The sequence below is a fragment of the Spiroplasma endosymbiont of Andrena trimmerana genome (assembly GCF_964019575.1).
Taxonomy (GTDB): domain Bacteria; phylum Bacillota_I; class Bacilli_A; order Mycoplasmatales; family VBWQ01; genus Spiroplasma_E.
The window spans coordinates 472,231-490,153 of sequence record NZ_OZ026455.1; the positions used below are offsets into that span (position 1 = coordinate 472,231).

Below are 17,923 nucleotides of genomic sequence, written 5' to 3' on the forward strand. Positions count from 1 at the left end.
TATGATTAATAAACTTTGAACTGATGTCAGTCTTGAAAATTATAATAACTGATATCCATTAACTGGAAAAATTACAGAAACCCCACAGCAATATATACAGACATGACCTAATGTTAATGATTGATTTAAAACTTTTGCTATTCGTGCTCAAAATGATATTAATGCTTATCTTGATTTTATTTTATCTAAATTTCCTTTTGATAGTTTTAAAGATGAATTAATTAAAGAAACATTAAGAGATATGGTTTATGTAATGGTTGAACATTGAGTATTTAATCGTACACCAATTGAATTTAATGTTGATGCTACTATTCAATTTAATAATGGTAGTCAATTTAGTGCAAATAGTACTCCTACGATTAATGTTTGAGATTTAGCATCTAGTAGAATGAAAATATGAGCAAGATTAACAGAATTAAAACAAATATTTTCAAGTTATAATGATGATGAAATAGATATTGAAAAAATTGACTTAAAAGCATTTTATACTAGAAATCAAGTTGATGAATTAATTGAACAACAAAAAGAATTTACATTATCAAAACAAATTAAATTATATGATGATTTAGTTGATGATAATGAAAATGAAATATATAGAGGTCCTGTTAGTAAATTTGTTAATAAAGGTTATGTTGCAACAGATTATGATAAAGAAACTGAAACAATGATTTTAGATTGACCAGATGAAATTGGAACATTACCACCAGAAAATAACTGATTTAATATTGAAACTAGTCCATTATGAAAAGAAATATCAAATGAACTTTCAACTGATAATTTAAATAAAGAAATATTAGTAATATGAGGTTATATTTATGAAAGTGATATTTATAAATATAAATATACTAGAAAATCTATATTTAAATTAGATAAAGAATCTGCAATAAAATCATATACTCTATTAGATACTTTTTATTCAGATGAAATTAATAATATTAGATTATATTTAACTTGCAGTAATTATAAAATTCGTGCAAGTGCTACACCTGGAACATATTACTCAGGATTTATTTCTAAAATATATCAATATATTGGAAAAGGTACACCAACTGAATTTATAGTAGAAGATAGTACTGAACGTGATTACTATACAAAACTAGAAACTAATAATTTATTAGATAAAAAACAAAATAAATTAATTGCTGGTGAAAATATTAAGATTGATGAAAATAATAAAATTAGTGCAACTGGTGGAAGTTCAGTTGATGAAAATAGAATATTTAATAATAAAGATGATAAAGATAGTACTACAAGATTAGTTAATGAAGTTATTAAAACTAATGTTGGAGGAAAAACTTTAATTTATAGAAATAATTCAGTTGTAACTGATGATTTAGATATTCCAAATAAGAAATATGTTGATGAAAAAATACCTAATTTAACTGATTATTATAAAAAAGAAGAAGTAGATAAAAAATTAGAAGATACAAAATCACAATTTCCTATTGCATTTCAAATAAATGCTATAAGTCAAGAAATTCCTAATTTAGAAACTACTAATAAAACAGTTGCTGGTGGTATAAATGAAATAAATAAAAAATTAGCAGATTTTAAAATTATTAAATGAAAAGTAATAGGTAATAGAATTGATGATAAAACATGAAAAATTACATATGCGCCATTGTATCAATATATTTATCGAGTATTTGTAACATGAGAAGTTGCAAATGAAAAACCATTAGACCAAGGTTATCAACAAGTTATATTTTTTAAATCACCAAGAGTAACGGGTACTGGAAATTGAAGAATTGCTTCGGGAAAAATTGGTAATAGTGATGCTACATTAAATATTATTGCACCTGAAAAAATTGATATAGAAAAACCTATTAAAATTAATTCATATAGTTTAGAAACTAATGAAATTAGAGAAAATGAATGAGATATTGAATTAAAAAATAATCCAACACCAAATGTTCCAAAATGAAAAAAAGTAGGAACAAGAGAAAAAAATAAATGAGATAATTGACAAATTACTTATGATTTTCAAGAGAATAAACATTATAGAGTTTATTATTCTTGAAGTATATATAATCCAGTTTATACTATTCAAGAATTTATTATAACTGATAAAAAAATTGCTGGTGTACAAATACAAACCTTTAATGATAGTGCTAATATAGTAATTTTATCAGTTCAACATGCAAAATGGATTACTATTTATACTGGAAAAGGTAATTTAAAAGGTAATGTATGAAAATTAGAAGAATTACAGGAATAATATTATGTTTTTTAAAATTATAAAAATTATTTTAGGTTTAATTGGAGTTTTATTATCTTCGGCTGTTGCCGGTTTAATTATATTTATTATAGTAAAAATTGTATTAAAAATTAATCAAATATTTTAAGAAAGGTGGTGAATATTATGTTAGGTAGATTTTTTAGAAAAGATAAAAATAATATTAGTGATAATCAAAATGAAAAAGTAAAATTTTTAACTAATAAAAATAAAAGTACTCATGCTTCAATTTTAAATTATTTTGGTTTTAATGATTTTAATCATGAAACTTATTTTACTGATTTTGTAGCAGAAAATAATGCTAATTTATATAATGCTCCATTAGAAATAAATAATGAAACTATTAAACAATATTTAATTAAACAAGAATTTTATAGAAAAAATTGAAATTCTATTTTTAAATTAAGTAAATTAGGAATTAGTGGTTATTTAATTTTTATTGCTAATGATGATTTATATTTTCAAATCGTTGATATACAACAAAGAGTTTATGATATTACTGGTAAATTAATTCAATGTACTATTTTTTATGATAGTTATGAACAAAATGCACAAATGGTAAGATTATTTGAAATTTATACATTAAATAATGAACAAGTAACAATTAACCGTGCAATTTATAGTATTAGTGATAATAAAAAACAATTTCCATTACCTTTTAAATCATACATTAATAATTCAAATTTAGAGCAAGAACAAACACTAAATATTAATTATATTCCAATAGCAATTATGAGAAATAAAGCAAATGAGTTAGCAGATTGTGATAAAGTAATGGATAAAATTAAAGCATTAGATGTTATTTATGAACAAATTGTTTTAGATACCATTTTAAACTCACCTAAATTTATTTTTAATCAAACTTATGGTAATGTTCAATCAACGTTAGAACAAGCAGTAAGAGAATTAGTTACTAAAAATTATTTATTTAAAAGTGGTGGAGATAATAATGAACAAAATGAAAATATAAATATGACAAGTAGTAATTTTAAAGGTAAAAATTTAACTGATATATACGATTGAAATGTTAATGAAATATTTAAACGTTGTGGTATTCATATACCAAGCCAAAAGAAATCAGCACAACAATCAGTACCTGAAAGTACAGCAGTAAATATTTCAACCATTAATTATATCGAACAAAAATTATGACAATTTAATATTGATATTCTTAAATTTATTCAAATATTAGTACGTTTAGATAAAGATTTATTAAATAGTAAAACATTTAATATTAATGATGAACAAGAAATTAATAATTTAACTGTTAAATTAAAATTATTTAATCCCGAAAATAACCAATTAATAGGAGAGAACAATGGAAAACAACAACAAACCACAAACGAAGTTTCCACAGAAACAAACTAAACTTAATCAAGCAGAAGTAGAAAATGATTATTTAATTGATAATATTCCTTATGATTTTACTAATATGATGGGTGCTACTAGTGACCCTGATATTAATAGAGCATATGATGAATTTAAAAAAAGAACAATATATATTTATGAAATTGAACGTTTATTTAAAAATAATGAAAATAATAGTTTAAAATTTTCAGCAAATACTATTAAAATTGGTTTTATTGATATTGATAAATTATTAAAAACTACTGCTGTTGAAACATCGGACTTTACTATGCAATTAAATCAAAGAGCAAGTACTAATATTAATGACAATACAATTGAATATAGTATGACTGATATTAAAAATTTAATTTTTCAAGAAATAAATTTATTAAATCAATTTAAATTATATGCAGTTAGTATTAATGAACCATTAACTGAAAATAATATTGATAATTTATATATCATTAATAACTATTCTCAACCTTATCAAAATCCAAAAACAAGAAGTACTAAAAGTATTACTATTATTAAAATTAAAGATTTTAAAACAAGAGATGGTTATCCAATTATTATTAAATTACAAAAACCTTAGATAAAGATACCAAAGTTATTGGTTTAAAAATTAAAGCGCCTAGAAGCATGATTTTTGGCAATATAAAGGTACTTGGTGAAGTTGACAATATGGAAGTATACCCAAAGTTATTTGTGAAAGATAAGATAGCATTTCCGCTATTATCAATGCCTATTGAAACTCAACCAAAAGTTAGAATATTACAACAATGATTTAGTGAACAAATTTTACCTTGAAATTTAGCAAAACAATTTATTGGACAAGAAAAATCAGTTTTAGATTTGATTAAAATTAGTAGTGGAACTGAAACAAGAAAAGAAGTTATTAAAAACGCAAGAGTTACACATGCTTGATTAGGATATGAATTTAGTAATGTTTTAGGTGGTAAATGACCACTAAAAAGTCAAAAAGAATTAAAAGATAAAGAAGTTTGAGATTTTGTAGGTGAAAGTCAATTTTATCAATATGTTGCAACTAATAATAAATTTGATGATATTGAAGTTGAAATACAAGATGCACCAACTAATGATAGTTTACAACAACTATTATTAGATATGCTAAGTTATACATATAATTATAATAGGAATTTTGATGGTGCAACATATGATGATAAAGGTGTTCCAGACAATGAAATTGCAAAGTTAAGAGCAAAATTTGAAGGACAAAAACCAGAAGAAGTAATAACTAATTTATTTAAACAATGAAAATTGGATTATCCAAATTATATAAATTTACCACAAGTTCATATTTTTAAGAAACTAGTAATTATGTTATCAAATAATATTTATTCAATTATGTCAATTAATAAAGGTTTAAATGATGATAATAAAATTTTGTTACCCTATTATTTTGAATTAAAATCGAGTCCAATAAAACCTACTGGTAAAGATATTTGAAGATTTAAAGATACCAAAGTTATATTAAAATCTGAGTATTTTGATTTTACAGATATGAATAACATTAAACTAAGAAATAATGATATTAGTCAAAATGAATTATTTAAATTAGACGATAATCAATTTAATTGATTATCTATAACCAATGAACTAGAAACTAATAATATACCTTCATTAATTCCATCAGATTGAACATTAGCAAATGGCGAATATGGAAAATATTTTACAAAATTAATTATTAGTAATAATAAAATTGAAAATGCTTTAAATTTATATGGTTCAAATAAATCTCAATTATTTTCTAAATTGGAATTTTATAAAGAAATATCACAAATTGATAATAATAGTGAATTTGAATTACAAATCGAAAATCCGATTAATAATCTAAATCGGATTGAAATTAGTGGAATATTTGGTGCTGAAAATTATGATTTTATTTTAATAACAGATAAACAAGAAATTGATTTAAAAAATATTAATTTATTCGATAAATATAATGAAAATATTTCTTATATTAACTTAGAAATTTAATTATTCAAAATAATTATTTGTGTAAGTACCATCTCATTTTACATCTTCATCATGATGTTTAATTTTTGAAAAATACAATCTAGTTTTATCAGGGCTATATCATTTATTTCATCAAATTGTAGTATCACCATATACTCTTTCACCGTTTGGTTTTAAATAAGAATTTTCCATATTATGGGAAGCACCCCCCCATGATTAATCCTATTGTTCCAGTTGTAGCACCAGTTAATGCTAGTGCTAATGTTATTTTATTTAAATTTGTTTTTATTCATGTTTTCATATTTTTCTTACTCCTTTATTATAAATAATTTACTAACAGTTCTATATTATCAATTTCATCATCATTTTTTAATTCTTTTCTAATTTCTTCTAACCATTCAGGTGCTAATTCATATTCAAGTTCATCTGCATGTTCTTTACATAAAAAAACATTGGTTACTTTTTTTTCGTCAACTCTTAATTGAACAATATTATCTGATACAATATTGCATCCTTTTCTTTGACAAATTACATCCTCATCTCCTCATCAAAATTATCATTCATCATTTTAAATTGTTTTTGCTTATTTTTTACTTTTTTTCGAACTTTGCTTCTTTTTTTACTCATAAATTCTCCTTTTTTCCTTAATTTTACTTATAAAGTATACTATTTTTGATTATTTTTACAAGTATGCTTTTAAACTTTGTCATTATTTAGTGATAATTTCCTATTAGTTATCGAGTGAAAATTTCCCAAAAGTAAAGTTAAATATACTTGGTGATAAATATGGAAAGAAGCATGACTATGAAAGAAAAATATAAGTTTAATATTATAAATGACATTATTATTAATAAATTATCTAAACATCAAGCTAAGAATAAACTTAACCTAACTATTAGAAGAATTAACCAATTAATTCAAATTTTCAATAGAGAAGGTAAAGTTGGTTTTATTCATAAATCCCGAAATAAAATTTCTAATAAAACAACAAATTTTGAAATCAAAATTAAGATTATAAATTTATATAAAACCAAATATTATAATTTTAATTTTCAACATTTCCATGAGAAATTAAACAATGAAGAAAAAATTAAAATTTCATATAGTACACTTTATACTATATTAATTAAAGAAAAAATTACTTCACCAAAAAGACATAAAAATAAGAAAAATAACTTGCATCCTACAAGAAACCGAAGAACAAATTTTGGTGAATTAATTCAAATGGATGCAAGTAATCATCATTGATTTGGTAAGGATAAACCAAAAGCTTTTTTACATGCTGCAATTGATGATGCTACAGGAAATATTGTCGGACTATGATTTGATCATCAAGAAACATTAGATGGTTATTATAATGTTTTTTATCAAATTTTAACTAAATATGGCATACCAAAAACATTTTATACTGATAATAGAACAGTTTTTGGATATAAAAAACAAATCGATGCTGGCAAAATAAACACGGAAAATGATACTTATACTCAATTCCAAAAGTCTTGTAATGATTTAGGTGTTGAAATTATTAGAACTTCCATTCCACAAGCTAAGGGTAGAATCGAACGCTTATTTGGAACACTTCAAAGTCGCTTAATTAGTGAACTTAGACTTAATAAAATTAAAAATTTAGAAGAAGCTAATCAATTTCTTAAAATATATATAAGTATTTTTAATAAGCAATTTGCCTTACCTATTGATAATAATAAATCTGCTATGATTAAAGCTCCAAACCAAGAAGAAATAAATATTTATCTTTCAAGATTTTCTAAAAGAAAAACGGATAGTGGTTCAACTATAACATATTATGGTAAAAAGTATTTTCCTTATAAAAATAGCAAAGTTCAATACATACAACCTAGAACTGATGTAATTGTACTTAAATCGTTTATTAATGAGTTATATCTTAGTTATAATCATCAAATATATGAATTAAAAGAAATAGCACCAAAACCAATTATCAAAGAAGAGTTGATAAAAACTAAAAAGGTTTATATACCAAATAAAAACCATCCTTGAAGATATGGATACTAATAATACCAAATTAAAATTAGATAAAATTCTTTTTATAAAAGATTATTTTTGTGAATACTTAACTATATAAAATTTTAAATCGTTTGTCGAGCAGCAAATTTGATGCCTTAAAATTGATTTTAAAGATATAAAAAATAAAATTATACACCACCAATAGCACAAGCACCAGAAGCCATTGTTGTAATACCACCAACAACATTACCAATTATGGGAATAGTATTTAAAGCACCATTAACAATAGTTAATGTGTTTTCACAATTTAAATTTGATTTATTTTCTAGATTTAGAAGTCTGTTGTCAAGTTCATTAACTTGTTTTTTTAAAGTTTCAAAATCTGCTTTGATTCCTTGAATATTTTTGTTTAATTCATGTTCAATTAAAGTTGAAATATAACTTCAATCTCTTATATAACCTTTTATTATTTCTTTTTCTTGTCTTTTTCAATTATATAATGCTTGAGGATTAAATGTTTTAGAATTATTGATTGCTTGTGGTAAAGTAGAATTTCATTCATTTATATGTGCAAATCATTGTTTAACTTTTGAATCATTTGCTATAATATTTGAAATTTCATTAAATTTATCTTGTGTTACATAGGTAAAAGTTGGTTTTGTCAAACCATAAGAATAGGGACTAAAAGTACCAACAATTATTTTTTTTCAAAATAGCCAATAAAGTGTGAGTAATTAGATTTATCCAATAAATAAACTTCTGATAATTTAAAATTATGATATTTTTTCTTTATGGCACTTTTAATTTCGTTATCAACGTTATGATTAATTTTTCCTAAATTAATTTTTATATCTTTATTTCAATCTGGAAAATCATTTTCTAAATTATCAAGACGATTATTTGGATAATATTTCTCATCTTCTGTTATTATTCTTACTGATTCAAAATCAAATCAATTAAATGGTTTTTCATAAAGTACAATTTCTATACGTTCTTTTCTAGAACTATCTGTATATACTTTTTCAATTTTTGAAAAATTATCTCAAATTGTTTTACCTACTTGTTGTATTTCTTTTCATGTTCATGGAAAAATTGCAGTAATTGAAATATCATTAGAATTATATCGTTGCATCATATCCTCTTTAAATTTTTCGCCAAGTTCTCATGCAGGATTATCTTTTCAATAATGATAATCAGCTATTATTCCTTCAAAAGTTTTTGGTGTAAATGAACAAGTTACTTTACCTCAACTACCCCTTATTTCGTTTTTACCATTTAATGTTCTTTTTAATCGATTTCTGTGTTTTTCATGACGATGTTTATTCATATTTATTTTGCTATTTGTTGTTGGGTTGTTAATAATAAAATCTGTTTGATTATTACTTGCAAAATTTAATTGTTGATTTACTAAATCTAAACTAGTCGTATTTTTTCTAACTCAATTTTTAATATTTGAATTATCAATTGACTTACCATTAATACCTTGTATTTTATTATTTAAAAGTGGAGCAGTTAATACTCACAATTTAAATCAATAACTTGGACTAAAATATTTCATAATTTTGTTCTCCTTTGAAAGTAAATATAAAAATATTTACTTTCAAAACAAAGCAACTTTTATTTGTTAAATTTTACTTCTTTTTTATTTTTTTTGATAAATATTTTTGGGAAATTTTCACTCGATATTGACAGTATGCTTTTAAACTTTGTGTCATTATTTAGTGATAATTTCCTATTAGTTATCGAGCAAAAATTTCCCAAAAGTAAAGTTAAATATACTTGGTGATAAATATGGAAAGAAGCATGACTATGAAAGAAAAATATAAGTTTAATATTATAAATGACATTATTATTAATAAATTATCTAAACATCAAGCTAAGAATAAACTTAACCTAACTATTAGAAGAATTAACCAATTAATTCAAATTTTCAATAGAGAAGGTAAAGTTGGTTTTATTCATAAATCCCGAAATAAAATTTCTAATAAAACAACAAATTTTGAAATCAAAATTAAGATTATAAATTTATATAAAACCAAATATTATAATTTTAATTTTCAACATTTCCATGAGAAATTAAACAATGAAGAAAAAATTAAAATTTCATATAGTACACTTTATACTATATTAATTGCTGAGTTATACTTGTAAGTGCAAGTAAATAAAATTGCAAAAAATTCTCATATAAAAATTTCATAATGCTAAATTTAGTTTAGAAAAAAGTAAGGAGTTTTTATATGAGTTATAAACATCTTGGCATAGATGAAAGAATTTATATTGAGAATCAATTGAAATTTAAATTTAAAATTAGTGAAATAGCTAAAAATCTTAATCGAAGTATTAGTACTATTATTCGAGAAATTAATAGAAATAAAGATAATAATCATTATTTTTCATTAATTGCACAAAATAAAGCTGAAAATCGAAAACAATCACATATTAGTTTTCATAAGTTTAAAAATAAGAATTTAGTAAAATATGTACAACAAAAATTACTATTAGGTTGATCACCTGAACAAATTTATGGCAGAATTAAAAATTTTCATAAAGAATGAGTTATTAGTTTTAAAACAATTTATACTTGAATTTATTTTGGAATGCTTGATAAAGTTACTAGTAAAAATTTAAGAAGAAAAGGTAAAAAACGAAAATCTAAAGAAAATCGTGGCAAGTTTAATGGTAAATCAATTAAAGAACGAGATATAAATGTTAATGATCGTATAACACTTGGTCATTGAGAAGGAGATACTATAGTATCATCACGAGGTAAAAGCAAATCATGTTTAATAACTTTAGTTGAAAGAGTATCACGATTTACTTTAGCAATATTAGTTAAAAACAGAACTACTAAAGTTATTAATAAAAATGTCAGTTATTATTTATCAATTCTTCCTAAAAACATTGTTAAAACTATTACTTTTGATCGTGGCAAAGAATTTTCAAATTGACAACAACTTGAAAAAAATTTAGATGTAAAAATTTATTTTGCCAATCCATATTCACCTTGACAAAGAGGTACTAATGAAAATACTAATGGTTTAATTAGAGAAAAATTTCCTAAAAAATTTATTTTTTCAAAAACTAATAAAAATGAAGTTCATAAATTTATATTGTCTTTAAATCAAAAACCGAGAAAAATACTAAATTATCTTTCACCAATCGAATATTTGGATAGAAAAATAATTTAGTTGCACTTACCTTTACAATTTAGCATTAAAGAAAAAATTACTTCACCAAAAAGACATAAAAATAAGAAAAATAACTTGCATCCTACAAGAAACCGAAGAACAAATTTTGGTGAATTAATTCAAATGGATGCAAGTAATCATCATTGATTTGGTAAGGATAAACCAAAAGCTTTTTTACATGCTGCAATTGATGATGCTACAGGCAATATTGTCGGACTATGATTTGATCATCAAGAAACATTAGATGGTTATTATAATGTTTTTTATCAAATTTTAACTAAATATGGCATACCAAAAACATTTTATACTGATAATAGAACAGTTTTTGGATATAAAAAACAAATCGATGCTGGCAAAATAAACACGGAAAATGATACTTATACTCAATTCCAAAAGTCTTGTAATGATTTAGGTGTTGAAATTATTAGAACTTCCATTCCACAAGCTAAGGGTAGAATCGAACGCTTATTTGGAACACTTCAAAGTCGCTTAATTAGTGAACTTAGACTTAATAAAATTAAAAATTTAGAAGAAGCTAATCAATTTCTTAAAATATATATAAGTATTTTTAATAAGCAATTTGCCTTACCTATTGATAATAATAAATCTGCTATGATTAAAGCTCCAAACCAAGAAGAAATAAATACTTATCTTTCAAGATTTTCTAAAAGAAAAACGGATAGTGGTTCAACTATAACATATTATGGTAAAAAGTATTTTCCTTATAAAAATAGCAAAGTTCAATACATACAACCTAGAACTGATGTAATTGTACTTAAATCGTTTATTAATGAGTTATATCTTAGTTATAATCATCAAATATATGAATTAAAAGAAATAGCACCAAAACCAATTATCAAAGAAGATTTGATAAAAACTAAAAAGGTTTATATACCAAATAAAAACCATCCTTGAAGATATGGATACTAATAATACCAAATTAAAATTAGATAAAATTCTTTTTATAAAAGATTATTTTTGTGAATACTTAACTATATAAAATTTTAAATCGTTTGTCGAGCAGCAAATTTGATGCCTTAAAATTGATTTTAAAGATATAAAAAAATAAAATTATACACCACCAATAGCACAAGCACCAGAAGCCATTGTTGTAATACCACCAACAACATTACCAATTATGGGAATAGTATTTAAAGCACCATTAACAATAGTTAATGTGTTTTCACAATTTAAATTTGATTTATTTTCTAGATTTAGAAGTCTGTTGTCAAGTTCATTAACTTGTTTTTTTAAAGTTTCAAAATCTGCTTTGATTCCTTGAATATTTTTGTTTAATTCATCTAACTTTAATTCATGTTCAATTAAAGTTGAAATATAACTTCAATCTCTTATATAACCTTTTATTATTTCTTTTTCTTGTCTTTTTCAATTATATAATGCTTGAGGATTAAATGTTTTAGAATTATTGATTGCTTGTGGTAAAGTAGAATTTCATTCATTTATATGTGCAAATCATTGTTTAACTTTTGAATCATTTGCTATAATATTTGAAATTTCATTAAATTTATCTTGTGTTACATAGGTAAAAGTTGGTTTTGTCAAACCATAAGAATAGGGACTAAAAGTACCAACAATTATTTTTTTTCAAAATAGCCAATAAAGTGTGAGTAATTAGATTTATCCAATAAATAAACTTCTGATAATTTAAAATTATGATATTTTTTCTTTATGGCACTTTTAATTTCGTTATCAACGTTATGATTAATTTTTCCTAAATTAATTTTTATATCTTTATTTCAATCTGGAAAATCATTTTCTAAATTATCAAGACGATTATTTGGATAATATTTCTCATCTTCTGTTATTATTCTTACTGATTCAAAATCAAATCAATTAAATGGTTTTTCATAAAGTACAATTTCTATACGTTTTTTTCTAGAACTATCTGTATATACTTTTTCAATTTTTGAAAAATTATCTCAAATTGTTTTACCTACTTGTTGTATTTCTTTTCATGTTCATGGAAAAATTGCAGTAATTGAAATATCATTAGAATTATATCGTTGCATCATATCCTCTTTAAATTTTTCGCCAAGTTCTCATGCAGGATTATCTTTTCAATAATGATAATCAGCTATTATTCCTTCAAAAGTTTTTGGTGTAAATGAACAAGTTACTTTACCTCAACTACCCCTTATTTCGTTTTTACCATTTAATGTTCTTTTTAATCGATTTCTGTGTTTTTCATGACGATGTTTATTCATATTTATTTTGCTATTTGTTGTTGGGTTGTTAATAATAAAATCTGTTTGATTATTACTTGCAAAATTTAATTGTTGATTTACTAAATCTAAACTAGTCGTATTTTTTCTAACTCAATTTTTAATATTTGAATTATCAATTGACTTACCATTAATACCTTGTATTTTATTATTTAAAAGTGGAGCAGTTAATACTCACAATTTAAATCAATAACTTGGACTAAAATATTTCATAATTTTGTTCTCCTTTGAAAGTAAATATAAAAATATTTACTTTCAAAACAAAGCAACTTTTATTTGTTAAATTTTACTTCTTTTTTATTTTTTTTGATAAATATTTTTGGGAAATTTTCACTCGATATTGACAGTATGCTTTTAAACTCAAAATAATACCTAAATTAAAGGCGTTTATTTTTTGATACCTATACTATTAATTATATTGAAATTGTTTATTATATTTTAAATATGAAAGCATTTTTTAAAATATTTTTTATTTTATTTAAAATAACACTTATATATTTATATAATAATTAAGTAAATTAATTTTTTAAATATATTTACAATAAATTTAGATTTTTTTAAAATAGTTAGGAGAAAAAATATGAGTTTTAATTATTTATGAACTTTAAAAGAAGCAACTGAAAGAATGTATCAATCATTTAGAGATGATATAAAAAATCAATGAGAAAAAACAGATTGAAGAATATTAAAAGAAAGAACTAGAAATACTATCAATGGTCTTGTTATTTATAAGTGTCGTGATTATAAATATTATGATGAACAATTAAAAAAATGAGTAAGAGTTTGTTTATTAGATGAAGAATTAGAATTACCTAAATATAAAAGAACTTGTCAGGATATCAAAAATAATGTTATTGAACATTTTGCTGACGGAAAAAGATATGTTGATATTTTACATACTATGAAGCAAACAAAATTTAGTACAACAAGTATTAGTAGATTATTTCAAGAATATCAAGTTAATAAATTAGATGTTCCTAAAATAAAATTAGAACCAAATCAATTTATTTATATTAGTATTGATGATGGACATCGAAAATTTTGAAAATTTAAACGCAATTCTGGTAAATATTCAATGCGTTTAGTATTATTTTGTACAGATAATGTTAATCATAAATTAGTTAATAAAAGAGCAGATGTAATAATAAGACCAACAAAAACAGCAATTGGTGTTAAAAAAACTGCTGAATTTATCAAAGAACAAGGAAATAGATTTTTTGAAAATTTTGACCAAGCAAAAATTATTATTTGTGGAGATAGTGCAGGATGAATTAAAGAAGTTGCTGATTATTTAGGTGCAAATTTTGTTTTAGATAAATTCCATTTAGTTAAAAAATTATATGTTGGAATAATCGCTGGAAATAAAGGAAAATATTGAGATGAATATAAGATTTGTAGAAATTTTATTGAAAATGGTCAATATGATGAGTTAATAAAATATATGAATGAAATATTAAAAAACCATAAAAAATTAAAAAAACAATATTTTAAAAATAATAAACAAGGTATTGAAAATCAAGGTGCAAAGTGAAATATAGGTTGTTTTACTGAAACAAATATTTGACATATTTTAAAAGAAATGCTTGGTAATAGAACTTATAACATAAATATTTATATTAAAATGGTTATTTTTAAATGTAATCAAATAAATTTAAAAACATAATTTAATTTATTTTTTTATTAAAATTTTAAAAACTTATTAAATTAAAAGTTAATAAGAATTTTTGTTGTGTATAAATATTAAATTTTATTATTGATTTTTTCAATATTTGTATTTTAATTGTAATTCATTTAATTTAGTAGTAAGATGTATTTACAATTGCATATAATTACAATTATTTCTTGTCTATAATTTTAAAGAAATGTTTAAAAAGTAATTATATCCTCCATTTTTGTTACCGTCCCAAAGAAATATATGTCACTAGAAGCAAAAGCACTATATTCACAAAATGAAATTAATCAAAACATAACTTCTTCAACAAATAATGAAGAAGAAGAAACAATATGAACACCACAACAAATTGAAGAAGTATGAAATAAAGGAGAAATTATTAATAATTTTAATCCACAATTATACCGTCGAGATTATGCGGGTGCCTTAATGTTTTGACATAATTTTATTGCACAACCGAAGCTTAATGATCCAATTGAAAGTTTAAATTGAACTATTGTTTATGAACGCCCCACCACAGCAGATGGAACTAATTATATTAAAAATTTAGTACCCATGAATAATAGTAATGCTGTTACTAAAGGTAATAATTTCCCCCATTGAACAACTTCAGTCACTTATGACAGTAAAAAAAATAAAAACATATTTAAAAAGAAGTCATGAAAACATAAAGAAAAAAATCAAATAGAATAAAAAAACATATTTAAAAAACTAAGTATTTTAATACTTAGTTTTTTAAATAAAGATTGATTATCCAATTTTAGTTTTAGTTTCAACATTACTTGCTAATACTGTATCCAATACATCTTGACCACCACGGACCTGATGTTGTTCTGGATCAATGCTATGTAACATAATAATAACTTGATGAGCAACATTGATTTTCATACGATTAAATAATTTTGAAGCTTCCTCAATATAAGCTTGTAAGGGATTTAACTGCGCATAACCACGCAAATGGATTCCTGCACGCAGTTTACTTAAAGCATCAATGTGATTAGTTCAATATTGATCAAAAGTTTGTAAAATAACACTATTTTCAATTTGTTTTATAATAACATCATTTAACTTTTCTCTTTTTTCAAGATAAAAATTATAAGATTTTTCAACAATTAAATCAATATTTTCTTCAGTACTTAATCGATTTAACTTTTCTGCTATTAAATCATTAGGCTTAATTAATTTATTTTCAATACCTTTAACTAATTCATCATAATCAATAAACTGTTCTCTACCAACAACTTTATTAAAAATATTTAGTAAATCACGTGCTACTGTTCTGTGCATATTTTTGATTAAATCTAATAAATCATCAGCAAGTAAAATATTATCACGTTGATGATATGTAGCTTCACGATGCTGAGCAATAACATTATCATAATCTAATAAGTTTTTTCGTGCATCAAAATTCATACCTTCAATTTTTTGTTGTGCTCTAGTAATTGATCTAGTTAACATTTTTGATCTAATATAGTCTTCACCTAAACTTGCAAAAGCTTTTTTTAATTTTTCACCACCAAAACGTAACATCAAATCATCTTCAATTGAAACATAAAATCGTGAAAATCCAGGATCACCTTGTCTTCCGGCTCTTCCACGTAATTGATTATCAATTCTTCGTGCTTCGTTTCTTTCGGTACCTAATACAGCAAGGCCACCAAGTTCAATAACACCCTTACCAAGTTTAATATCAGTTCCACGTCCTGCCATATTAGTTGCTAAAGTAATTGATCCTTTTTCACCAGCTCTAGCAATAATATCAGCTTCACGAGCATGATTTTTAGCATTTAAAATCTCATGCTTAATTCCTTCCAAAGTTAACATATTAGCAATTCGTTCTGATACATCAACATTAGCAGTACCAATCAAAATTGGTTGTCCTTTAGTATGTCGTTCTTTAACTTCTGCAATTAAAGATTTAAATTTAGCATTTAATGAAGCAAAAACATGATCGGGTTTATCTTCTCGAATAATTGGTTTATTAGTAGGAATCTTAATTACTCTCATATTATAAATTTTTACAAATTCTTCTTCTTCGGTTTTAGCAGTTCCTGTCATACCACTTAATTTATTATATAAACGGAAAAAGTTTTGATAAGTAATAGTAGCTACTGTTGTTGTTTCTTGTTGAATTGTAACATTTTCTTTAGCCTGTAAAGCTTGATGAAGTCCATCACTATATACTCTACCAGGCATTAATCTACCAGTAAACTGATCAACTAGCACAATTTCACCATCTTTAACAACATATTCTACATCTAATTTGAAAACATGATTAGCACGAAGTGCATTTTGAATATGATGAAATAATTCCGAGTTATCAATATCAAATAAATTTTTTAAATTAAACTGTTTTTGTGCTTTATTAACACCCGTTACTGTTAATGCAATTTGACGTGATTCTCAATCAATTTTATAATCTTCAGGTATTAAAGTTTTTGCAAAAACATCTGATGCTTGATATAAAGGAGTACGATTTTTTGAACCACCAGAAATAATTAAAGGTGTTCTTGATTCATCAATTAAAACAGAGTCCGCCTCATCAATGATAGCATAATTAAGCTGACGTTGAACTTTTTCTGGATAAACCTTAACCATATTATCACGCAAATAATCAAAGCCTAATTCCGAATTAGTTGTATATGTAACATCTTTTAAATACGCTTCACGTTTTTGATTAGTAGAATGATCACGAAGACTAACGCCAATAGTAATTCCCAAAAATTCTAAAATTGGTCGATTTAATTCAGCATCTCTTGCCGCCAAATATTCATTAACAGTAATAACATGAACACCTTTACTACTTAAAGCATTTAGATAAATTGGCATCACAGCAGTTAAAGTTTTTCCTTCACCAGTTCGCATTTCAGCAACATCACCATTATGAAGAACAATACCACCAATTAATTGAACAGGATATGGATGTAATCCACTAATTCTTCGTGCTGCTTCTCTAATTGTCGCAAAAGCTTCAACTAAAATATCATCTAAAGTCTCACCTTCTGCCAATCTGGTTCTGAATTCAACTGTTTTATTTGCTAATTCTTCATCTTTAATTTTTCTCATTGTTTCATCAAGGCTAATTATTGCCTTAACTTGTTTATTAATTTTTCGTAAAATTTTACGATCTCACATAAAGTAAATCACCATTTTTTTCTTTATTATTACTTATACTTATTATTACTTGTAAAGTAATAAAATCTTTATTATTTTAACATAAAAAAACTTAGAAAACTTAGTACCCAAAAAAAAATTGTATTTATATTATATTTTTTTC

General features: G+C 23.6%; 15 protein-coding genes and 2 pseudogenes. 11 read left to right on the forward strand and 6 right to left on the reverse strand.

Annotated elements, in window-relative coordinates; all coding sequences use genetic code 4:
- Nucleotide 1: 1 nt before the first annotated feature.
- Genes AACL03_RS02850 through AACL03_RS02870 form a run of 5 tightly spaced genes read left to right on the forward strand, consistent with a single transcriptional unit; the run spans nucleotide 2 to nucleotide 5,581 of the window.
- Entirely contained in the window at nucleotides 2–2,218 is a 2,217-nt protein-coding gene (locus tag AACL03_RS02850) for a hypothetical protein (RefSeq protein WP_339039182.1), read from the forward strand.
- 4 nt (nucleotides 2,219–2,222) lie between these two features.
- Complete coding sequence (locus AACL03_RS02855; RefSeq protein ID WP_255495889.1) at nucleotides 2,223–2,345, forward strand: hypothetical protein; 123 nt, start codon at nucleotides 2,223–2,225, stop codon at nucleotides 2,343–2,345.
- Between the two features lie 17 nt (nucleotides 2,346–2,362).
- Nucleotides 2,363–3,604 carry a hypothetical protein gene (locus tag AACL03_RS02860; protein ID WP_339039184.1) on the forward strand — a complete coding sequence of 414 codons (1,242 nt, stop codon included), beginning with the start codon at nucleotides 2,363–2,365 and terminating at the stop codon, nucleotides 3,602–3,604.
- Entirely contained in the window at nucleotides 3,555–4,175 is a 621-nt protein-coding gene (locus AACL03_RS02865; protein WP_339039186.1) for a hypothetical protein, read from the forward strand. The genes AACL03_RS02860 and AACL03_RS02865 overlap by 50 nt, the downstream gene beginning before the upstream one ends.
- A 47-nt stretch (nucleotides 4,176–4,222) precedes the next feature.
- On the forward strand, nucleotides 4,223–5,581 hold the full coding sequence (locus AACL03_RS02870) for a hypothetical protein (protein WP_339039188.1): 1,359 nt from the start codon (nucleotides 4,223–4,225) through the stop codon (nucleotides 5,579–5,581).
- Here AACL03_RS02870 and AACL03_RS02875 read toward each other — a convergent pair whose 3' ends face one another.
- Entirely contained in the window at nucleotides 5,582–5,752 is a 171-nt protein-coding gene (locus AACL03_RS02875) for a hypothetical protein (RefSeq protein ID WP_339039190.1), read from the reverse strand.
- A gap of 594 nt (nucleotides 5,753–6,346) precedes the next feature.
- On the opposite strand from AACL03_RS02875, the gene AACL03_RS02880 reads away from it, so the two are divergent.
- Nucleotides 6,347–7,591 carry an ISNCY family transposase gene (locus tag AACL03_RS02880; protein ID WP_339038837.1) on the forward strand — a complete coding sequence of 415 codons (1,245 nt, stop codon included), beginning with the start codon at nucleotides 6,347–6,349 and terminating at the stop codon, nucleotides 7,589–7,591.
- Between the two features lie 140 nt (nucleotides 7,592–7,731).
- On the opposite strand, the gene AACL03_RS02885 is transcribed toward AACL03_RS02880, so the two are convergent.
- Both AACL03_RS02885 and AACL03_RS02890 read right to left on the reverse strand, forming a co-directional pair.
- On the reverse strand, nucleotides 7,732–8,208 hold the full coding sequence (locus tag AACL03_RS02885) for a hypothetical protein (protein WP_339038835.1): 477 nt from the start codon (nucleotides 8,206–8,208) through the stop codon (nucleotides 7,732–7,734).
- Nucleotides 8,209–8,240: 32 nt separating this feature from the next.
- Nucleotides 8,241–9,101, reverse strand: coding sequence for a hypothetical protein (locus tag AACL03_RS02890; protein WP_339038780.1), 861 nt, complete (start codon nucleotides 9,099–9,101; stop codon nucleotides 8,241–8,243).
- A gap of 233 nt (nucleotides 9,102–9,334) precedes the next feature.
- Between AACL03_RS02890 and AACL03_RS02895 the strand changes: the two are divergent.
- From AACL03_RS02895 to AACL03_RS02905, 3 genes and pseudogenes are all read left to right on the forward strand, one after another.
- Nucleotides 9,335–9,682: pseudogene (locus tag AACL03_RS02895) on the forward strand (ISNCY family transposase); the annotation flags it as partial.
- 98 nt (nucleotides 9,683–9,780) lie between these two features.
- Nucleotides 9,781–10,731, forward strand: a complete 951-nt coding sequence (locus AACL03_RS02900) for an IS30 family transposase (RefSeq protein WP_339038665.1) — start codon at nucleotides 9,781–9,783, stop codon at nucleotides 10,729–10,731.
- A 24-nt stretch (nucleotides 10,732–10,755) separates the two neighbouring features.
- Nucleotides 10,756–11,661: pseudogene (locus tag AACL03_RS02905) on the forward strand (ISNCY family transposase); the annotation flags it as partial.
- A gap of 141 nt (nucleotides 11,662–11,802) precedes the next feature.
- Here the strand turns inward: AACL03_RS02905 and AACL03_RS02910 are convergent.
- Together AACL03_RS02910 and AACL03_RS02915 are read right to left on the reverse strand one after the other, a co-directional pair.
- Nucleotides 11,803–12,294 carry a hypothetical protein gene (locus AACL03_RS02910; RefSeq protein ID WP_338980346.1) on the reverse strand — a complete coding sequence of 164 codons (492 nt, stop codon included), beginning with the start codon at nucleotides 12,292–12,294 and terminating at the stop codon, nucleotides 11,803–11,805.
- Between the two features lie 32 nt (nucleotides 12,295–12,326).
- Nucleotides 12,327–13,187, reverse strand: coding sequence for a hypothetical protein (locus AACL03_RS02915; RefSeq protein ID WP_339039196.1), 861 nt, complete (start codon nucleotides 13,185–13,187; stop codon nucleotides 12,327–12,329).
- A 367-nt stretch (nucleotides 13,188–13,554) separates the two neighbouring features.
- On the opposite strand from AACL03_RS02915, the gene AACL03_RS02920 reads away from it, so the two are divergent.
- Entirely contained in the window at nucleotides 13,555–14,637 is a 1,083-nt protein-coding gene (locus AACL03_RS02920) for an Mbov_0401 family ICE element transposase-like protein (RefSeq protein ID WP_339039198.1), read from the forward strand.
- Between the two features lie 252 nt (nucleotides 14,638–14,889).
- Nucleotides 14,890–15,339: a hypothetical protein gene (locus AACL03_RS02925; RefSeq protein WP_338958251.1), complete on the forward strand. Its 450-nt coding sequence runs from the start codon at nucleotides 14,890–14,892 to the stop codon at nucleotides 15,337–15,339.
- 57 nt (nucleotides 15,340–15,396) lie between these two features.
- Here AACL03_RS02925 and secA read toward each other — a convergent pair whose 3' ends face one another.
- A complete protein-coding gene (secA, locus tag AACL03_RS02930; RefSeq protein WP_339039201.1) occupies nucleotides 15,397–17,781 on the reverse strand; it encodes a preprotein translocase subunit SecA in 2,385 nt (794 codons plus the stop codon).
- Between the last annotated feature and the right edge of the window lie 142 nt (nucleotides 17,782–17,923).